Source organism: Streptomyces olivaceus (assembly GCF_000721235.1).
GTDB classification, from domain to species: Bacteria; Actinomycetota; Actinomycetes; order Streptomycetales; family Streptomycetaceae; genus Streptomyces; species Streptomyces olivaceus.
Genome location: NZ_JOFH01000013.1, coordinates 166,609 through 185,877, shown reverse-complemented (window position 1 = coordinate 185,877; position 19,269 = coordinate 166,609). Strand labels below are relative to the sequence as shown.

The following is a 19,269-nucleotide window of genomic DNA, read 5'->3' as shown; positions in this document are numbered from 1 at the left end:
CGCCAGGTGCAGCGCCACCAGCGACGACGAACACGCCGTGTCCACCGCCACCGACGGACCCTCGAACCCCAGCGTGTACGACACCCGCCCGGACAGCACACTCGCCGAGACGCCGGTGCCCATCACCGCTTCCAGTTCCTCGGGCACCGGCTGGAGGCCACTGGCGTAGCTGTGGTGGGTGACTCCGGTGAACACGCCCACGTCACGGCCCCGCTGGGACAGCGGGTCCACGCCGGCGTGCTCGAACGCCTCCCAGGAGATCTCCAGCATCAGCCGCTGCTGCGGGTCCATGGCGAGCGCCTCGCGCGGCGAGATCCCGAAGAAGGCCGCGTCGAACTCACCCGCCTCGTGCAGGAAGCCGCCGGCCCGCGCGTAACTGGTGCCCGGGTGCTCCGGGTCCGGGTGGAACAGGTTGTCCAGGTCCCAGCCGCGGTCGGTGGGGAACTCGGAGACGCCCTCCCCGCCGCCGGCGACCATCTCCCACAGCTCCTCCGGCGAGCCGACGCCGCCGGGCAGCCGGCAGGCCATGCCCACGATGGCGATCGGGGCCGTGCTCGCGGCGCGGATGCTGAGGTTCTCCCGCTCCAGCCGGTCGTTCTCGATCAGGGAGGCCCGCAGGGCCTCCACCACCTCGGTGTCCGTCGTCCGTGTCATTTCCCCGCCTTGCTCATCGCCCTGGCCACCAGGTCGTCCACGTCCATGCCCGCGAGCGCCTCGGCGGCGCCGTCGGCCGGTCCCTCGACCGCGTCGTCCAGCAGGGGACGGACGGCGTCGAGCACTCCCAGGTCCCGCAGCCGGTCGAGCGGAGCCGTCGCCAGCACCCGGCGCAGCTCCGCCTCCGGCACCCCGGGCCCGTCGTCCGGTGCGGGCCCCCCTTCCGGGCACAGCACCGACCGCAGGTAGCCGGCCAGCGCCGTGGGCGTCGGGTTGTCGAAGGTCAGCGTCGCCGGCAGCCGCAGGCCGCTGCGGTTGGCGAGCCGGTTGCGCAGCTCGACCGAGGTCAGCGAGTCGAAGCCGACCTCCTTGAACGCCAGGTCCGGCCGCACCGCGGCGGCCGAGGAGTGGCCGAGCACCGCCGCCGCCTCCTGGCGCACCAGGTCGAGCAGGATCTGCTCCTGGTCCGCGGCGCCGGCCCGGGCCAGCCGCTCCGCCAGCGCGTCCGAGCCTCCCCCGGCCCGCGCGGTCCGCCGGCCCTGCCGGACGAGCCGGCGCAGCAGCGGGGGCACGGAGCCGTCGGCCGCCTCGGCCCGCAGTGCCGTGAAGTCGAGCTTCATCGGCAGCACCACGGGGTGCGGCGCGTGCAGGGTGGCGTCGAACAGTGCCGTGCCCTCCTCGGCCGACAGGCCCACGACGCCACCGCGGGCCATCCGTTCGCGGTCCGTCTCGCCGAGGTGCGCCGCCGCGCCGGCCGACACGCTCTGCGCCCACAGCCCCCAGGCCAGCGACACCGCCGGCAGGCCCTGTGCGCGCCGCCACTGGGCGAAGGCGTCCAGGAAGGCGTTGGCCGCCGCGTAGTTGCCCTGGCCGGCGTTGCCGAACACGCCGGACCCGGAGGAGAACAGCACGAAGGCGGCCAGGTCCAGGTCCTTGGTCAGCTCGTGCAGGTGGACCGCCGCGTCGATCTTCGGCCGCAGTACGGCGGTCAGCCGCTCGGGGGTCAGCGACGTGACCACGCCGTCGTCGAGTACGACGGCCGCGTGCAGCACCGCCGTCAGCGGCGCCTTCTCCGGTATCGACGCCAGCACGGCGGCCAGTGCCGACCGGTCGGCGCTGTCGCAGGCCACGATCCGCACCCGCGCGCCCATTCCGGTCAGTTCCGCCGCCAGTTCGGCGGCGCCCTCGGCCGCCGGTCCCCGCCGTCCGGTCAGCACGAGGTTGCGCACGCCGTGCGCGCCGACCAGGTGCCGGGCCAGCATCGCGCCCAGGGTGCCGGTGCCGCCGGTGACCAGGACCGTGCCGTCGGGGTCGAGGTTCCTCGGCAGCGTGAACACGTTCTTGCCGACGTGCAGGGCCTGCGCCATGTACCGGAAGGCGGCCGGTGCCTGCCGGATGTCCCAGGTGGTCACCGGCAGCGGCGTGAGCACGCCCCGGTCGAAGAGCTCGAGGAGTTCCTCCAGCAGCCGCTGCAGGCGGGCACCGCGGGCCTCCGCGATGTCGAAGACCCGGTACGTCACGCCCGGGTACCGCGCGGCGACGTCCTCGGGGTCGCGGGCGTCGTTCTTGCCCATCTCCAGGAACTGGCCGCCGCGGGGCAGCAGTCGCAGCGAGGCGTCCACGAACTCCCCGGTGAGGGCGTCGAGGACCACGTCGAAGCCCCGGCCGTCGGTCATGTCCAGGAACTGCCGCTCGAAGTCCAGGGTGCGGGAGTTGGCCAGGCGGCCCTCCGGCACGCCGGCGGCGAGCGCCGCCGGCCACTTGGCCGGGCTCGCGGTCCCGTAGACCTCGGCGCCGAAGTGGTGGGCCAGCTGGACCGCCGCCATGCCGACGCCGCCGGCGGCGGCGTGCACCAGCACCGACTGGCCCGGGCGGAGGTCGATGAGGTCCGTGAAGGCGTAGTACGCCGTGAGGTAGACGGCGGGCACCGCGGCGGCCTGCTCGAAGGTCCAGCCGGCGGGCATCCGGGCCAGCGCGAACCGCTCGGCCACGGCGACCGGGCCGCCCGCCCCCGGGAAGACGCCCATCACCCGGTCGCCGGGGGCGAGGTCGGGCACGCCGGGTCCGACCTCGGTGACCACACCGGCGCCCTCGTGGCAGATGTCGATCTTGCCGGGGAACATCCCCAGCGCCATCAGCACGTCGCGGAAGTTCATGCCGGCGGCGCGGACCGCCACCCGCACCTGGCCCTCCTCCAGCGGGCGGGCCGCCTCCGGCGCGGGCACGAGGGCGAGCCCCTCCAGCGTGCCCGTGGTGCGGGTGTCCAGCCGCCAGGTCGGCTCACCGGCCGGCGGGAGCACCGTCCCGGCGGCGTCGGCGCGGGTCAGGCGGCGCAGGAAGCACACCCCGTCCCGCACGGCGCACTGCGGTTCGTCCGCGTCCAGGAGGGACGGCAGCACGGCGTCCGACGCCGGCGAGCCGTCGCTGTCGACCAGCACGATCCGGTCCGGGTGCTCCGACTGCGCGGCGCCGACCAGGCCCCACACCGCCGCCAGCGCCGGGTCCGGCGTCTCGCCGTCCCGGACCCGCACGGCTCCGCTCGTACGGACCACCAGGCGGCTCTCGCTCAACGCCGGGTCGGCCAGCCACTGCTGGAGCACCTCCAGGACCCGGGCGGTGAGGTCCCGGGCCGCCTCTGCCGCCGGGCCGGGCTCCGGGAGCACGTCGTGGAGCAGGACACCGCCGGTCGGCGCGGACAGGTCCGCGGCGGTCGTCACCGGCGTGGGCCGGGCCGCCGCGGGGGCGGTCGGGGCGGGGGTGGGCGGGGCGTACTCCTCCCAGTCGATCAGGAACACCTGGTCACCGGTCGGGCTGTCGGCGAACCGGGCGGGTTCGACCGCCCGGGACACCAGGGACGACACCGACGCCACCGGTGCCCCGGAGCCGTCCGCCACCTGCACGCGGACCGAGTCGTCGCCGGTGGGGCTGAGGCGCACCCGCAGCGCCGACGCGCCCTGCGCGTGCAGCGACACACCCCGGTACGCGAACGGCAGCGCCAGCTCCGGCTCGTCGCCGGCGGCGAACAGGCCGGCGTGCAGGGCCGCGTCCAGCAACGCCGGGTGCAGCCCGAACCGCGCGGCGTCGGCCTGCTGCTCCTCGGGCAGCTCGACCTCGGCCCAGATGTCGTCACCGGCCAGCCAGGCGGCGCGCAGGCCGCGGAACGCCGGGCCGTAGCCGAATCCGGCGGCGGCCAACCGGTCGTAGAAACCGGCCAGGCGGTCCTCGTCGACCGGGGTCGCCCCGGCCGGCGGCCAGTGTGCGAACGAGAAGTCGGCGGCGGGCGGGGAAGCGGTCAGGGTGCCGTGCACGTGCCGGGTCCACGGCGCGCCGGGGCCGGCGTCCTCGGCACGGGCGTGAAGACTCACCGGGCGGGCCCCGGAGCCGTCCGCCTCCCCGACACCGATCCGGACCTGCACCGCGCCGGTCGGCGGCAGCCTCAGCGGGGCCTCCACGACCAGTTCCTCGACGGCGCCGCACCCCACCTCGTCGCCGGCGCGCACCACCAGCTCCAGGAACGCCGCGCCCGGCAGCAGCACCGTGCCCGCCGCGGCGTGATCCGCCAGCCACGGCTGCGACCGCAGCGACAGCCGCGACGTCACCAGCACACCGCCGGACTCCGGCACCTCGGCCACCGCGCCGAGGAGCGGGTGTTCGGCACCGCCGAGTCCGAGGCGGCCGACGTCTCCGGTCGCCTCGCCGCCGGCCAGCCAGTAGCGCTGCTGCTGGAACGGGTAGGTCGGCAGCTCGACGTGGGCCCTGCGGCCGGCGTCGAACAGCACGGACCAGTCGACCGGCAGGCCGCGCACGAAGCCCTCGGCCATGGAGGTGAGGAACCGCCGGGGGCCGCCGTCGTCGCGGCGCAGCGAACCGACGGCGGCGACGTCCGCGCCGACCGCCTCCGCGGTCTCCTGCACCGGCACCGTGAGCACCGGGTGCGCGCTGAGCTCCACGAAGAAGGCGTAGCCGTCGGCGAGCAGGGCGCGCACGGCCGCTTCCAGGTCGACCGGCTCGCGGGCGTTGCGGTACCAGTACTCCGCGTCCATGCCGGTGGTGTCGATCACCGTGCCGGTGACCGAGGAGTAGAACGGCACCCGCGCCGCCCTCGGGGTCACCTCGTCGAACATCGCCAGCAGCCGGTCGCGCAGCGGTTCGATCTGCGCGCAGTGCGACGCCACCGACGAGCCGACGATCCGGGTGCGGATGCCGTCGGCCTCGCAGCCGGCCACGAGTTCGTGCAGCGCCTCGGTCTCGCCGACCACGGTGACCGCGCGGGGCGAGTTGCGGCCGGCGACCGACAGCCGGTCGGCCCACTGCGCCAGGCGATCCTCGACGTCGTCGGCGGACGTGCCGATCCACGCCATCGCACCCTTGCCCAGCAGTTCCTCGGCCAGCAGCGCGCTGCGGGCCACGATGACGCGGGCGCCGTCGGACAGCGACAGCGCGCCGGAGACCACGGCGGCGGCGATCTCGCCCTGGCTGTGCCCGACCACCGCGGCCGGCCGGACGCCGACGTGCTGCCACAGAGCGGCCAGCGACACGTGCACGGCGAACAGCGACGGCTGTACGACCTCGATGAGGTTCGGGTCGGGGGCGGCCGGGTCCTGGCGGATCACGTCGATCACGGACCAGTCCACGTAGTCGCCGAGTGCCGCGTCGCACTCCGCCATGGCGGCGGCGAACACCGGCGAGGACGCGAGGAGTTCGGCGCCCATGCCCAGCCACTGCGAGCCCTGCCCGGGGAAGACGAACGCCACGTCGCCGGTGAGCAGCGGCCCGTCGCCCCGGACCACACCGGCGGCGGCCCGGTCACCGGCCAGCGCGACGAGCCCGTCCACGGCGGACGCGGCCGGCCCGTCCACAGCGGTCCCGGTCAGCGCGGATGCGCCCACCCCCTCCGCGCCGGACACGGCGGGCCCGGCAGCGGCACTGGCACCGCGACCGGCACCGGGGGTGTCCTCGGCGCCCTCGCCCGCCCCGGGCGTGCCCGGCCCGCCCCCGGCGAGCACCACCGCCCGGTCCGGCAGCACCGCGACGTTGTGGATCAGGGCCCGCGCGACGTCGCCGACCGGCTGCTCGGGTCCGTCGGTCAGCCAGGCGGCCAGTTGGGCGGCGCGGGCGGTACGGCCGGCCGTACCGCGGCCGGTCACCACCAGGGGCACGATGCCGCCGCCCACGGCCTCCGGGTCGAGGGCGTCCGCGTCCCCGGCGGGGTCGGGAGCGGGCGGCGCCTGCTCGATGATCACGTGCGCGTTGGTGCCGCTGACCCCGAAGCCCGACACCGCCCCGCGACGCGGCCCGGCCCCCTCGGGCCAGTCCCGGCCCGAGGTGAGCAGTTCCACCGCGCCGGCCGACCAGTCGACCTGCCCGGTCGGTTCGGCGACGTTCAGCGTCGGCGGCAGCTGCGCGTGCCGTATCGCCTGCACCGTCTTGATCACGCCCGCCACCCCGGCGGCGGCCTGCGTGTGGCCGATGTTGGACTTCAGCGAACCCAGCCACAGCGGGCGGTCCGCCGGCCGGCCCTGGCCGTAGGTGGCCAGCAGGGCCTGCGCCTCGATGGGGTCGCCCAACGCGGTGCCGGTGCCGTGCGCCTCCACCACGTCCACGTCGGACGGCGCGAGCCCGGCCGCCTCCAGCGCCTTCAGGATCACCCGCTGCTGCGACGAACCGCTCGGCGCGGTCAGCCCGTTGGACGCGCCGTCCTGGTTGACCGCCGAGCCGCGCACCACCGCCAGCACCGGATGCCCCAGCCGCTCGGCCTCGGACAGCCGTTCCAGCAGCAGTACGCCGGCCCCCTCGGCCAGACCGGTGCCGTCGGCGTCGCTGGAGAACGACTTGCACCGCCCGTCCTCGGCCATGCCGCGCTGCCGGGAGACTCCCACGAACGCCCAGGACGTGGACATCACGGTCACGCCGCCCGCCAGCGCCATCGAGCACTCGCCGTCGCGCAGCGCCTGCGCCGCCAGGTGCAGCGTCACCAGCGACGACGAGCAGGCGGTGTCGACCGTGACCGCCGGGCCCTCCAGGCCCAGCACGTACGACACGCGCCCGGAGAGCACACTGCCGGCGCCGCCGGTCACCAGGTGCCCTTCGACCCCCTCGGGCACGGTGTCCAGCCGCGTCGCGTAGTCCTGGTTGAGGGCACCGCAGTAGACGCCGACGTCCGTGCCGCGCAGCGTCGTCGGGTCGATACCGGCCCGTTCGAACGCCTCCCAGGAGACCTCCAGCATCAGCCGCTGCTGCGGGTCCATCGCGAGTGCCTCACGCGGCGAGATCCCGAAGAAGCCGGGGTCGAACCGGTCGGCGTCGTGGAGGAAGCCGCCGGCCCGCACGTAGCTGGTGCCGGGGTGGTCCGGGTCGGGATGGAAGAGGGAGTCCAGGTCCCAGCCGCGGTTGTCCGGGAACGCCGTGACGGCGTCCCGGCCGCCGGCGACCAGGTCCCACAGGTCCTCCGGCGAGGCGACGCCGCCGGGCAGCCGGCAGGACATGCCCACGACGGCGATCGGCTCGGACCGCTCCGCCGTCGCCCGCGCCAGCCGCTCCCTGGTCCGGTGCAGGTCGGCGGTCACCCGCTTGAGGTACTTGACCAGCCGCTCGTCACCGCCGGCCGTGTTCTGACTGTCCACTGCTCCGGTCACTCTCCCTCGGGGTCTTCCGGGCCGAACTCGTCGTCGATGAAGGCCAGGACGTCGGCAGCGGACGCCGACTCCAGGCGGGCGGCCACGTCGCCCGCCGGTGCGGGCGCGGCGGTCTCGACCCGGGCCAGCAGCGCCCGCAGCCGCGTCCCGAGACCGGTGGGCGGGCCGTCCGGTCCGGCGTCGGCCACCGCCGACTCCAGCCGGGCCAGCTCGGCCAGCACCCGGTCGTCGTCGTGGCCGCCGCCGAGCCGACCGCTGAGGTGTTCGACCAGTTCCGACGGTGTCGGGTGGTCGAAGGCGAAGGAGGCGGGCAGGCGCAGTCCGGTGCGCGCGGCCAGCCGGTCCCGCAGCTCCACCGCGGACAGCGAGTCGAAGCCGATGTCGGTGAACACCTGGTCCGGCGCGATCGCGGCGGGCGAGGTGTGGCCCAGCACCGCCGCGGCCTCCCTGCGCACCACGTCGAGGAGCAGCTTGGACCGGTCGGCGCCGGTGGCGGCGGCCAGCCGGTCGGCCAGGCGGTCGGCGGGGCCGTCGGCGCGCACGGGTTCCGTCCGGTCCCGCGGCGGGGGCACCAGGTCGCGCAGCAGGCCGGGCACGGTGCCGGCGGACGCCTGGGCCCGCAGCACCGCGAGGTCCACCTTCATCGGCACCAGCACCGGTTCGGCGGCGCCCAGGGCGGCGTCGAAGAGCGCCATGCCCTCGGGTGCGGTCAGGGCTGCCGCGCCGCCGCGGGCCAGCCTGGCCCGGTCGGTGTCGTCGAGCGCGGCCGTCATGCCGCCGCGCTGCGCCCACATGCCCCAGGCGAGGGCCACGGTCGGCCGGCCGGCGGCGTGCTGCCGGCGCGCGAACGCGTCCAGGTAGGAGTTGGCCGCCGCGTAGTTGGCCTGGCCGGGGCTGCCGAACAGCCCGGCGGCGGAGGAGAACAGGACCAGCTTCGCGTCCGCGGGCAGGAGTTCGCGCAGGACGACGGCGGCGTCGGCCTTCGGCCGCAGTACGGTGTCGAGCCGCTCGGGTGTCATCGCCGTCACCACGCCGTCGTCCAGGACACCGGCGGTGTGCACGACCAGGGCCGGCGGCGGCTCGATCGTGGCCAGCAGCCGTGCGGTCGCCTCGCGGTCCGCCACGTCGCACGCGACCGTGCGGGCCGTGGCCCCCAGAGCGGTCAGTTCGGCGACGAGGTCGGCGGCTCCGCCCCGGCGGCCGGCCAGCACCACGTTCCGTACGCCGTGTGCGGTGACGAGGTGGCGCGCCACGGTGCCGCCGAGCGATCCGGCGCCGGTGATCAGCACCGTCCCGGCCGGGTCCGCCGCGAACGGACTCGCGGGCTCGGCGCGGACCAGACGGCGCCGGTGCACGCGCCCGGACCTGACCGCCAGCTGCGCCTCGTCCGTGTCCGGCAGGGACGGCAGGGACGGCAGGGACGGCGCGTCGAGGGAGCCGTCGGAGTCGACCAGCACGATGCGGCCCGGGTTCTCGGCCTGCGCGGAGCCGACCAGCCCCCACACCGCCGCCCCGGCCGGGTCGGGGGCGTCGGCCGGGTCGACGGCGACCGCGCCGCGCGTCGTCACGACCAGGCGGGCCGAGTCGGCCGGCGGCAGCTCCAGCCACGCGGTGAGTACGGCCAGGACCCGGGCGGTCAGCTCCCGGACGTCGCCGGTCCCGGGCACCGCAAGCGCGGCCACCTCGTCGCCGTTCAGCCGCCGCACGTCGGCGGCGGTCGCCACCGGGACGGCGGTGACCGGCGCGGCGGGCGCGGCCTCCAGGACGGGCCAGGTCTCGCGGAACAGGGCGTCCCGCACCCGGGCGGCACCGACCTGGCCGGCGGCCGGCCGCGACAGCAGCGAACCGACCGACGCCACCGGCCTGCCGTCGCCGTCGGCGAGGTCGAGCCGCAGTACGTCGGGGCCGCCGGCCGTGACCCGGACGCGGAGCGCCGTCGCCCCCCGCGCGTACAGGGCGACGTCGCGCCAGGCGAACGGCAGCGTCGTCCGGCGGGACGCCAGCCCGGCGCGGTCGAGGAAGGCCGCGGCGTGCAGGGCCGTGTCGAGCAGGGCGGGGTGGAGCCCGAACGAAGCCGCACGGTCGTGGTGGTCGGCCGGCAGCGACAGCTCCGCGTACACCGCGTCGTCCAGGGTCCACACGGCGCGGACGCCCTGGAACACCGGCCCGTAGCGGTAGCCGGCGCTGCCGAGGTCGTCGTACAGGCTGTCCAGGTCGGCGGGGTCGGCGGCGACCGCGCCGTCCGGCGGCCACGCTGCGAACGAGAGGTCCGGGGCCTGCGGCCGCTGCCGTACGGTGCCGTGCGCGTGCCGGGTCCAGGGCGCGCCGTCGGTGTCCGGCCTGGTGTGCACGCCGACCGCCCGGCGGCCGTCGTCCCCGGCCTCGCCCACGCTCACGCGCAGCTCCAGCGCCCCGTCGGCGGGCAGCACGACCGGGGCCTCGATCACCAGCTCCTCGACCGCGCCGCAGCCGAGTTCGTCGCCGGCCCTTAGCGCGAGGTCGACCATGGCGGCGCCGGGCAGCAGGACTTCGCCGCCGACGACGTGGTCGGCCAGCCACGGCTGCGACCGCGCCGAGAACCGGGAGGCGAACACGGCGCCGCCGGTGCCGGGCAGGTCGACGAAGGTGCCGAGCAGCGGATGGCCGGTGGCCGAGGGGCCGCCGTGGTCGCCGTGGTCGCCGGACAGCCAGTAGTTCTCGTGCTGGAAGGCGTAGGTCGGCAGGTCGGCGTGGGCCGGGCCGTCCCCGAGCAGCACCCGCCAGTCGACGGCGAGGCCGCGCACGTGCCCCGCGGCGACCGCCCGGAGGACGTCGCCGTCGCGGTGCAGGCTCGGCACGAACGCGATCCGCTCGTCCGGCGAGCAGTCCCGGCCCAGTGCCGACAGGGTGCCGTCCGGGCCCAGTTCGAGCACCGTCCGCACCTCGCGGCCGGCCAGGGCCCCGACGGCGTCGGCGTACCGGACGGTGTCCCGCGCCTGCCGCACCCAGTACTCGGCGCCGGCCTCCTCCAGGACCGTGCCGGTCACCGTCGACACGAACGGCAGGCGCGGCGGCGCGAACTCCAGCGCCGACACGGCGTCCCGGAACTCGGCCAGCATCGGTTCCATCCGCGCGGAGTGGAAGGCGTGCGACACGGTGAGCCGCTTCGTCTTGTGGCCCGCGGCCGCCAGTTCGTCGGCGACCCGCGACACCGCGCGCTCGTCGCCGGAGACCACCACCGACGACGGCCCGTTGACCGCGGCCACGTCCGCGCCGGGCACCAGCGCCGCCCGCACCACCGGTTCCGGCGCGCGCACCGACACCATCAGGCCGCCCGGGGGCAGCGCCTCCATCAACCGGCCGCGGGCCGCGACCAGCGTGATCGCGTCGGCGAGGGACAGCACGCCGGCCGCGTGCGCCGCGGCCACCTCCCCGACCGAGTGGCCGGCGACCACGTCGGGCCGTACGCCGAACGACTCCCACAGCCGCAGCAGGCCGACCCCCAGCGCGAACAGCGACGCCTGGGCGAACACGGTCCGCCCGATCAGCTCGCCCGCGTCGCCGAACACGACGTCCCGGACGTCCGTGCCGAGCCGCCGGTCCAGTTCCCCGCAGATCTCGTCGAACGCCTGCCGGAACACCGGGTACCGCTCGTACAGGTCCCGGCCCATGCCGGCCCGCTGCGCTCCCTGGCCGGGGAAGACCATGGCCAGCCGGCCGCGGGCGGTCTCGCCGGTCACGACGGCCGGATGGCCGGCGCCCCCCGCCAGGGCGTCCAGCGCGGACAGCGCGTCGTCGCGCCCCCGGGCCAGTACGACCGCGCGCTGCGGCAGCGCCGCCCGGCCGAGCGCCAGGGTCCGGGCCACCTCACCGGTCGGCGCCGCCGAGTCCCGCAGCCGGGCGGAGAGCCGGCCGGCCTGGGCCCGCAGCGCCCGGCTCCCGTGTCCCGAGAGGACAAGGACGGTGCGGTCCGGCTCGGCCTGCGGTTCCGCGGCGCCGGTCGCCGGGGCCTGTTCCAGGATCACGTGCGCGTTGGTGCCGCTCACGCCGAAGCCGGAGACCGCCGCCCGGCGCGGCTGCCCGGTCGAGGGCCACGGCTGCGGGCGGACGGCCAGTTCCACCGCGCCCGCGCTCCAGTCGACGTGCGGCGTCGGCTCGTCGGCGTGGAGGGTGCGCGGCACGACGCCGTGCCGCATGGCCAGCACCGTCTTGATGACCCCGGCCACGCCCGCGGCGCCCTGGGTGTGGCCGATGTTGGACTTCAGCGAGCCGAGGAGCAGCGGACGGGTGCGGCCCTGTCCGTAGGTGGCCAGCAGTGCCTGTGCCTCGATGGGGTCGCCGAGTGCCGTCCCGGTGCCGTGCGCCTCGACCACGTCGACGTCCGCCGGGGCGAGGACCGCGTCGTCCAGCGCCCGGCGGATCACCCGCTGCTGCGACGGACCGCTCGGCGCGGTCAGCCCGTTGGACGCGCCGTCCTGGTTCACGGCCGTGCCCCGCACCACCGCGAGCACGTCGTGCCCCGCCCGCCGAGCGTCGGACAGCCGCTCCACCACCAGTACGCCGACGCCCTCGGCGAAGATCGTGCCGTCCGCGCCGGCCGCGAACGCCTTGCAGCGGGCGTCGGCGGCCAGTCCCCGCTGCCGGGCGAAGCCCACGAACGCCCTCGGGGTGGCCATCACGGTCACCCCGCCGGCCAGCGCCATGGCGCAGTCGCCGTCCCGCAGGGCCCGCACGGCCAGGTGCAGCGCCACCAGGGACGACGAGCACGCCGTGTCGATCGTGACGGCCGGGCCCTCCAGGCCCAGCGTGTAGGCGATCCGGCCGGACAGCACGCTGCCCGCGTCGGCGGTCATCATGAAACCCTGCAGGGAGTCCGGCACCTCGGGCAGGTCGGTGCCGTAGTCGTGCCCGCAGTACCCGCTGAACACTCCGACGTCCGCGCCGGCGAGCGACCGCGGGTCGATTCCGGCCCGTTCCAGGGCTTCCCAGGACGCTTCCAGCATCAGCCGCTGCTGCGGGTCCATGGCCAACGCCTCACGCGGTGAGATGCCGAACAGTCCCGCGTCGAACCGGCCGGCGTCGTGCAGGAAGCCGCCCTCCCGTACGTAGCTGGTGCCGGGGCGGTCCGGGTCGGCGTCGAACAGCGCGTCGAGGTCCCAGCCGCGGTCGGTGGGGAATCCGCTGATGCCGTCGCGGCCGGCCGTCACGAGGTCCCACAGGTCCTCGGGCGAGGCGACACCTCCCGGCAGCCGGCACGCCATGCCCACGATCGCGATCGGCTCGGTGCGTTCGGCCTCCAGGTCCCGGACGCGCTTCTGCAGCCGCCGGGCGTCGGCCACCACCCGCTTCAGGTAGTCACGGAGCTTGTCGTCGGCCATGGCCGGTGGTCCCTCTCCTCGGTCGGCGCGGCTCATGCGGTGCCGAACTCCTGGTCGATGAGGTCGAAGATCTCGTCGTCGCCGGCGGTCTCCAGGTCGACGCCGGTCTCCTCGCCCGCCGGTGCCGCACCGGTCGCCTCCCAGCGCCGCACGATCGCCTGCATCCGGGCCAGCACACGGGCGTGCGCCTCCGCGTCGGCGGTGTCCACCGCCGCAGTCAGGCGGTCCAGCTCGGCCAGCAGGGTCTCCGTGCCGTCCGCCCCGGCGCCCAGCTCGCCGAGCAGGAAGCGGGTGATCGCGGCCGGGGTGGGGTGGTCGAACACCAGGGTGGCGGGCAGCCGTACGCCGGTCCGCCCGGTCAGCCGGTTGCGCAGCTCCACGGCGGTCAGCGAGTCGAACCCGATGTCGCGGAACGGCCGGTCCGGCTCGACCAGGTCGGGCGAGCCGTGGCCGAGGATCGCCGCCGCCTCCTGCCGTACCAGGCCGAGTACGAGGTGTTCCCGCTCGGCCGGGCCGGACCGGGCCAGCAGGGCGGCCAGCTCGTCCACGTCCGCGGCGGCGCTCCGGGCGGCCCGCCGCCCCGGCCGGACCAGCGTGTGCAGCAGGGCGGGCAGCGCGCCGGAGGCCGCCTGCGTGCGCAGCGCCCCGAAGTCCATCGCCGCCGGCACCAGTACGGCGTCGGGTTCGGCCAGCGCGGCGTCGAGGAGTTCCAGTCCCTCGGCCGCCGTCAGGCCGGTCATGCCGCCGCGGGCCATGCGTTTCTGGTCCACGTCGTCCAGGTGGGCGCTCATCTCCGTGACCTGCGACCACAGGCCCCAGGCCAGCGACGTGGCCGGAAGGCCGGCGGCCCGCCGCTGCTGGGCCAGGGCGTCCAGGGCCGCGTTGGCGGCGGCGTAGTTGCCCTGACCCGGCGCGTCGAAGGTGCCGGCCGCCGAGGAGAACAGGACGAACCGCGCGAGGCCCATGTCCCGGGTGAGGTCGTGCAGGTTGCGCGCGGCGTCGATCTTCGGCCGCAGCACGGCGGCCAGCCGCTCGGAGGTGAGCGCGGTGAGTACGCCGTCGTCGAGGAGCCCCGCGGCGTGCACGACCCCGGTCAGCGGGGCGTCGGCGGGAAGCGACGCCAGCAGGCCGGCCAGCGCCGTGCGGTCGGCGGCGTCGCAGGCCACCACGCGCGCGGTCGCGCCGAGGGCGGCCAGTTCGGCGGTCAGCTCCGCGGCCCCCTCGGCCGCCGGGCCGCGCCGGCCGGCGAGTACCAGGTTGCGCACCCCGTGCTCGGTGACCAGCCGTCGGGCCACCTGCCGCCCCAGCGATCCGGTGCCGCCGACGACCAGTGTCGTGCCGTCGGGGTCGGGGTCGCGCGGCAGCGTGAACACGTTCTTGCCGATGTGCCGGCCCTGGCTCATGTGGCGGAACGCCGCCGGGGCGAGCCTGGCGTCCCACACGGTCAGCGGCAGCGGGGTCAGTACCCCCTGCTCGAACAGGGCGACCAGTTCGCCGAGCATCTCGCCGATGCGGTCGTTGCCCGCCTCGAACAGCGAGAACGCCGAGTAGTCCACGCCCGGGACGGAGGCCGGGTCCCGCAGGTCGGACTTGCCCATCTCCAGGAACCGGCCGCCCTCACCGAGCAGCCGCAGCGAGGCGTCCACGAAGTCGCCGGCCAGCGAGTTCAGCACCACGTCCACGCCCCGGCCGCCGCTGGCGTCGCGGACGCGTTCCTCGAAGTCCAGGCTGCGGGAGCCGGCGATCCGGCCCGGGTCGACCCCGCACGCGGCCACGGCCGCCCACTTGCCCGGGCTCGCCGTCGCGTAGACCTCCACGCCCCAGTGCCGGGCCAGCTGCACGGCCGCCATGCCGACGCCGCCGGCCGCGGCATGCACCAGCAGCGACTCGCCCGCGGCGACCTCACCGAGGTCGCGCAGCGCGTAGTAGGCGGTGAGGAACGCCATCGGCACCGAGGCCGCCTGCTCGAAGGTCCACTCCCGCGGCATCCGGGCCACCGTGCGGTGATCGGCCACGGCCAGCGGTCCGACGGCGTCCGGGAACAGCCCCATCACCCGGTCGCCGACGGCCAGTCCGGCGACGTCCGGCGCCACCTCGACCACGATGCCGGAGCCCTCGTTGCCCAGGCCCGCCTCGTCCCGGACCCCCAGGGCCACCAGGACGTCCAGGAAGTTCAGTCCGGCCGCCCGCACCTCGACCCGTACCTGTCCGGGGTCCAGCGGCGCCGTCGCCGCCGGGGCCTCGACGGCCGCCAGGTGTTCGAGGGACCCGTCGCCGCCGGGCCGCAGCCGCCACGGCGCCGGCCCGTCCGGGACGCGCAGCCGTTCGGGACCGGCGGCCCGCACCAGCCGTCGCGCGTACGCCTGCCCGTCCCGCAGGGCCAGTTGCGGTTCGTCGGTGCCGGCGGTCGCCGCGAGAGCGGTGGCCGAGGCAGGTGTCCCGTCGCTGTCGACGATCACGACCCGGCCGGGGTTCTCGGCCTGCGCGGAGCGCAGCAGCCCGTACGCGGCGGCGGTGGCCACGCTGGTCAGCTCGCGTTCGTGGTGCACCGCGACACCGCCCTCGCCGAGTACGAGGAGGCGGCTGTCGTCGAGCAGCGGCTCCGCCAGCCAGGCCTGGAGCAGGCCGAGGACGCGGGTGGTCAGCGCCGTCACGTCGTCGCCGGGTCCGTCGCCGGGTCCGTCGCCGGGTCGGTCGCCGGGGAGTTGGAGCAGCAGCAGTTCCGGCAGTCCGAAGTCGGCGGTCTCGGCCAGTTCCCGGATGTCGTCGGCGCCGTGCACCGGCACGGGGTCGAACGCGGCGTCGGCCACCGCGTCGGGCGCCCCGGCGGCGACGGGCTCCCACCCGACCCGGAACATGCGCTCCCGCACCGGCTGCGCTTCGGGCGCCGCCTGCTCGACGGCGCGCGACACCACGGCCCCGACGGTGGCCACCGGCGCGCCGGTGGCGTCGGCCAGGCGCAGGGTCGCCGCGTCGGTGCCGGCGTCGGCCGGGGCGATGTGCACCCGCAGTGCCGCGGCCCCGCCCGCGTGCAGGGCGACGTCCCGGTACGCGAACGGCAGCGCCAGGCGGGCGTCGGCGCCGGGCCCGAAGGCGATCGCGTGCATGGCCGCGTCCAGCAGCGCGGGGTGCAGTCCGAAGGCCGCCGCGTCCCCGCGGACCGCCTCGGGCAGTTCGACCTCCGCGAACACGTCGGCACCGGCCGTCCACACCGCCTTCAGGCCCCGGAAGGCGGGCCCGTAGCCGTAGCCGAGCGCCGCGAGTTCCTCGTAGGCGCCCGTGACGCGGTCGCCGTCGACCGGGACCGCCCCGGCGGGCGGCCATTGTTGGAAGCCGGTCCCCGGCCGGGGTGCCGTCGCGGCCAGCGTGCCGCCGGCGTGCCGGGTCCAGGCGGCGCCGGGTCCGCCGTCCTCGGGCCGCGCGTGCACGGTCACCGGCCGGCGGCCGTCGGCCTCGGGTGCGCCGACCGCGATCTGCAGCCGCACCGCGTCCCGGGCGCCGAGGACGAGTGGCGCCTCCAGCACCAGCTCCTCGACGACTCCGCAGCCCACCTCGTCACCGGCGCGCACCACCAGCTCCACGAAGGCCGCGCCGGGCAGCAGCACGGTCCCGGCCGCCGCGTGGTCCGCCAGCCACGGATGCGTCCGCAGCGACAGCCGCGACGTCAGCACCACACCGCCGGACTCGGGCAGTTCGGCGACCGCGCCCAGCAACGGGTGCCCGGCGCCGCCGAGTCCGAGGCCGCCCGCGTCCACCGCGCCGCCGGCCGGTTCCAGCCAGAGGTGCTGACGGTGGAAGGCGTACGTGGGCAGCTCGACGCGCCGGCCGCCGCCGAGCACCGCCGCCCAGTCCACCGGCAGACCGCGTACGAAGCCCTCGGCGAACGAGGTCAGCAGCCGCCGGGCGCCTCCCTCCTGGCGGCGCAGCGAGCCGACCGCGACGGCTTCCGCGCCGAAGTCCTCGGACGTGGCCTGCGTCGCCACGGTGAGCACCGGGTGCGCGCTGCACTCGACGAAGTGCTGGTGCCCGTCCGCCAGCAGGGCCCGGACGGTGCGGTCGAACTCGACCGGGAAGCGGGCGTTGCGGAACCAGTACTCGCCGGTCAGCGACTCGGTGTCGACCTCGGCGGCGTCGACCGTCGAGTAGAAGGGGACACGCGCCGGCTTGGGGGCGATGCCGGCCAGCATCTCCACGATGCGGTCGTGCAGCGGGTCGACCTGCGCGCAGTGCGAGGCCACCGTGGAGCCGACGACCTGCGCGCGGATCCCGTCGGCCTTGCACCGCGCGACGAACTCCGTCAGGGCCTCCGTGTCGCCGACGACGGTCGAGGCGGCGGGGCTGTTCCGGCCGCCCAGCGCCAGCCGCCCGTCGTGGGCGGCGATCCGCCGCTCCACCTCCTCGGACCCCAGGGCCACCGAGACGACCGCGCCCCTGCCGACGAGTTCCGCGGCGAACAGCGCGCTGCGCAGCACGACGGTCCGCGCCGCGTCCTCCAGGCTCAGCGCCCCGGCCACGAACGCGGCGGCGACCTCGCCCTGGCTGTGCCCGACGACGGCCGCCGGTTCGACACCGGCCGCCTGCCACACGGCGGCCAGTGAGACGTTGACGGCGAACAGCACCGGTTGCAGGATCTCGATCCGCTCCGGTGACGGGGCGCCCGCGGCACCGGTCACCACGTCCAGCACCGACCAGTCGACCAGTTCGCCGACGGCGCGGTCGCACTCGGCCATCCGGTCGGCGAACACCGGTGATTCGTCCAGGAGTCGGGCTGCCATGCCGGGCCACTGGGAGCCCTGCCCCGGGAACACGAACACCACCTGCGGATCGGCGTCGGGGGCGCTGCCGGGCACGAGGGACGGCGAGGGAGTGCCCTCGGCCAACGCGGTCAGTGCGGCCAGAGCCTCGTCCCGGTCGTCGGCCAGCACCACCGCCCGCCGGTCGTGCACGGCGCGGGTGGTCGCCAGCGACCAGGCGACGTCGCCGAGTTCGACGCCACCGGGTTCGAGGCCACCGGGGCCGAGGTCACCGGGGCAGACGTCCGACGCGCCGTCCGGACGCGGGTCCGGGTGCGGGTCGAGGTGCGTGTCGAGGTGCGCGTGCAGGCGGCGGGCCTGGGCGCGCAGCGCGGACTCCCCGCGGCCCGACACCAGCAGCGGGGCCGGCGCGGTGGCGAACACCGGCCGGTTGTCCGCCGGTTCGGGACCGGCCGGACCGGGCGAGACCGGTTCCGCGACGGCGGGTCCGGGAGCGGCGGGTTCCAGGGCGGCCGGTTCGGGAGCGGCGGGTTCCGGGGCGGCCGGTTCGGGCGCCTGCTCGACGATCACGTGGGCGTTGGTGCCGCTGATGCCGAACCCGGAGATCCCGGCCCGGCGCGGCCTCCCGGTCGCCGGCCACGGCTGCTGCTCGGTCAGCAGCTCCACGTCGCCGGCCGTCCAGTCCACCTGCGGGGTCGGCTCGTCCACGTGCAGGGTCCGGGGCAGCACCCCGTGCCGCATCGCCAGCACCATCTTGATCACGCCGGCCGCGCCCGCCGCCGCCTGGGTGTGGCCGATGTTCGACTTGAGGGAGCCCAGCCACAGCGGCCGTTCCCGGTCCTGGCCGTAGGTGGTCAGAATCGCCTGTGCCTCGATCGGGTCGCCGAGCGCGGTGCCGGTGCCGTGCGCCTCGACGGCGTCCACCTCGGACGGTTTCAGACCGGCGCCCGCCAGCGCGCGCCGGATGACCCGCTGCTGCGACGGGCCGTTGGGCGCGGTCAGGCCGTTGGAGGCGCCGTCCTGGTTCACCGCGGAGCCGCGTACCACCGCCAGGACGTCGTGTCCCAGCCGCTGGGCGTCGGAGAGGCGTTCCACCAGCAGGACGCAGGCGCCCTCGGCGAACCCGGTGCCGTCCGCCGCCGCGGCGAACGCCTTGCACCTGCCGTCCGGGGCGAGCCCGCGCTGCCGGGAGAAGCCCACGAACGCGTCGGAGGCGGCCATCACCGTGACGCCGCCGGCCAGCGCCATCGAGCACTCGCCGGAGCGCAGCGCCTGTACGGCCAGGTGCAGGGTCACCAGCGACGACGAGCAGGCGGTGTCCAGGGTGACCGCCGGTCCCTCGAAGCCGAAGACGTAGGAGACGCGGCCGGACAGCACGCTGCCCGCCCCGCCGGTGAGCACGAACCCCTCAAGGCCCTCGGGCACCGCCGAGAGGTCCGCGCCGTAGTCGTGGAACGCGATCCCGGAGAACACCCCGACGTCCTTGCCGCGCAGCGCCGTCGGGTCGACGCCGGCCCGTTCGAAGACCTCCCACGAGATCTCCAGCATCAGCCGCTGCTGCGGGTCCATGGCCAGCGCCTCGCGCGGCGAGATCCCGAAGAAGCCCGGGTCGAACTCGCCGGCCCCGTGCAGGAAGCCGCCCTCGTCGGCATAGCTGGTGCCGGGATGGTCGGGGTCGGGGTGGAACAGGTTGTCCAGGTCCCAGCCCCGGTTGTCCGGGAAGCCGGTGATGCCCTCGCCGCCGCTCGACACCAGCCGCCACAGGTCCTCCGGCGACTCGACACCGCCGGGCAGCCGGCAGGCCATGCCCACGATCGCGACGGGCTCGGCCGCGGCGGCCCGCAGGCTGTCGTACCGGTGCGTGAGCCG

The 19,269-nt window shown here is 76.3% G+C and carries 4 protein-coding genes; all 4 read right to left on the bottom strand.

The genetic code is table 11. The features are described 5' to 3' along the window. Nucleotides 1-627 (bottom strand): beta-ketoacyl synthase N-terminal-like domain-containing protein (locus tag IG94_RS0115945; protein WP_428837408.1); only part of this gene is annotated, 627 nt, incomplete at its 3' end. Nucleotides 628-650: 23 nt separating this feature from the next. Next, nucleotides 651-7,277, bottom strand: coding sequence for a type I polyketide synthase (locus IG94_RS0115940; RefSeq protein WP_052410709.1), 6,627 nt, complete (start codon nt 7,275-7,277; stop codon nt 651-653). Nucleotides 7,278-7,285: 8 nt separating this feature from the next. Then, the gene (locus tag IG94_RS0115930) at nt 7,286-12,607 is read right to left on the bottom strand and encodes a type I polyketide synthase (RefSeq protein WP_428837407.1); all 5,322 of its coding nucleotides are present in this window, start codon (nt 12,605-12,607) and stop codon (nt 7,286-7,288) included. 71 nt (nt 12,608-12,678) lie between these two features. After that, complete coding sequence (locus tag IG94_RS0115925; protein WP_398106504.1) at nt 12,679-19,212, bottom strand: type I polyketide synthase; 6,534 nt, start codon at nt 19,210-19,212, stop codon at nt 12,679-12,681. Nucleotides 19,213-19,269 lie beyond the last annotated feature (57 nt).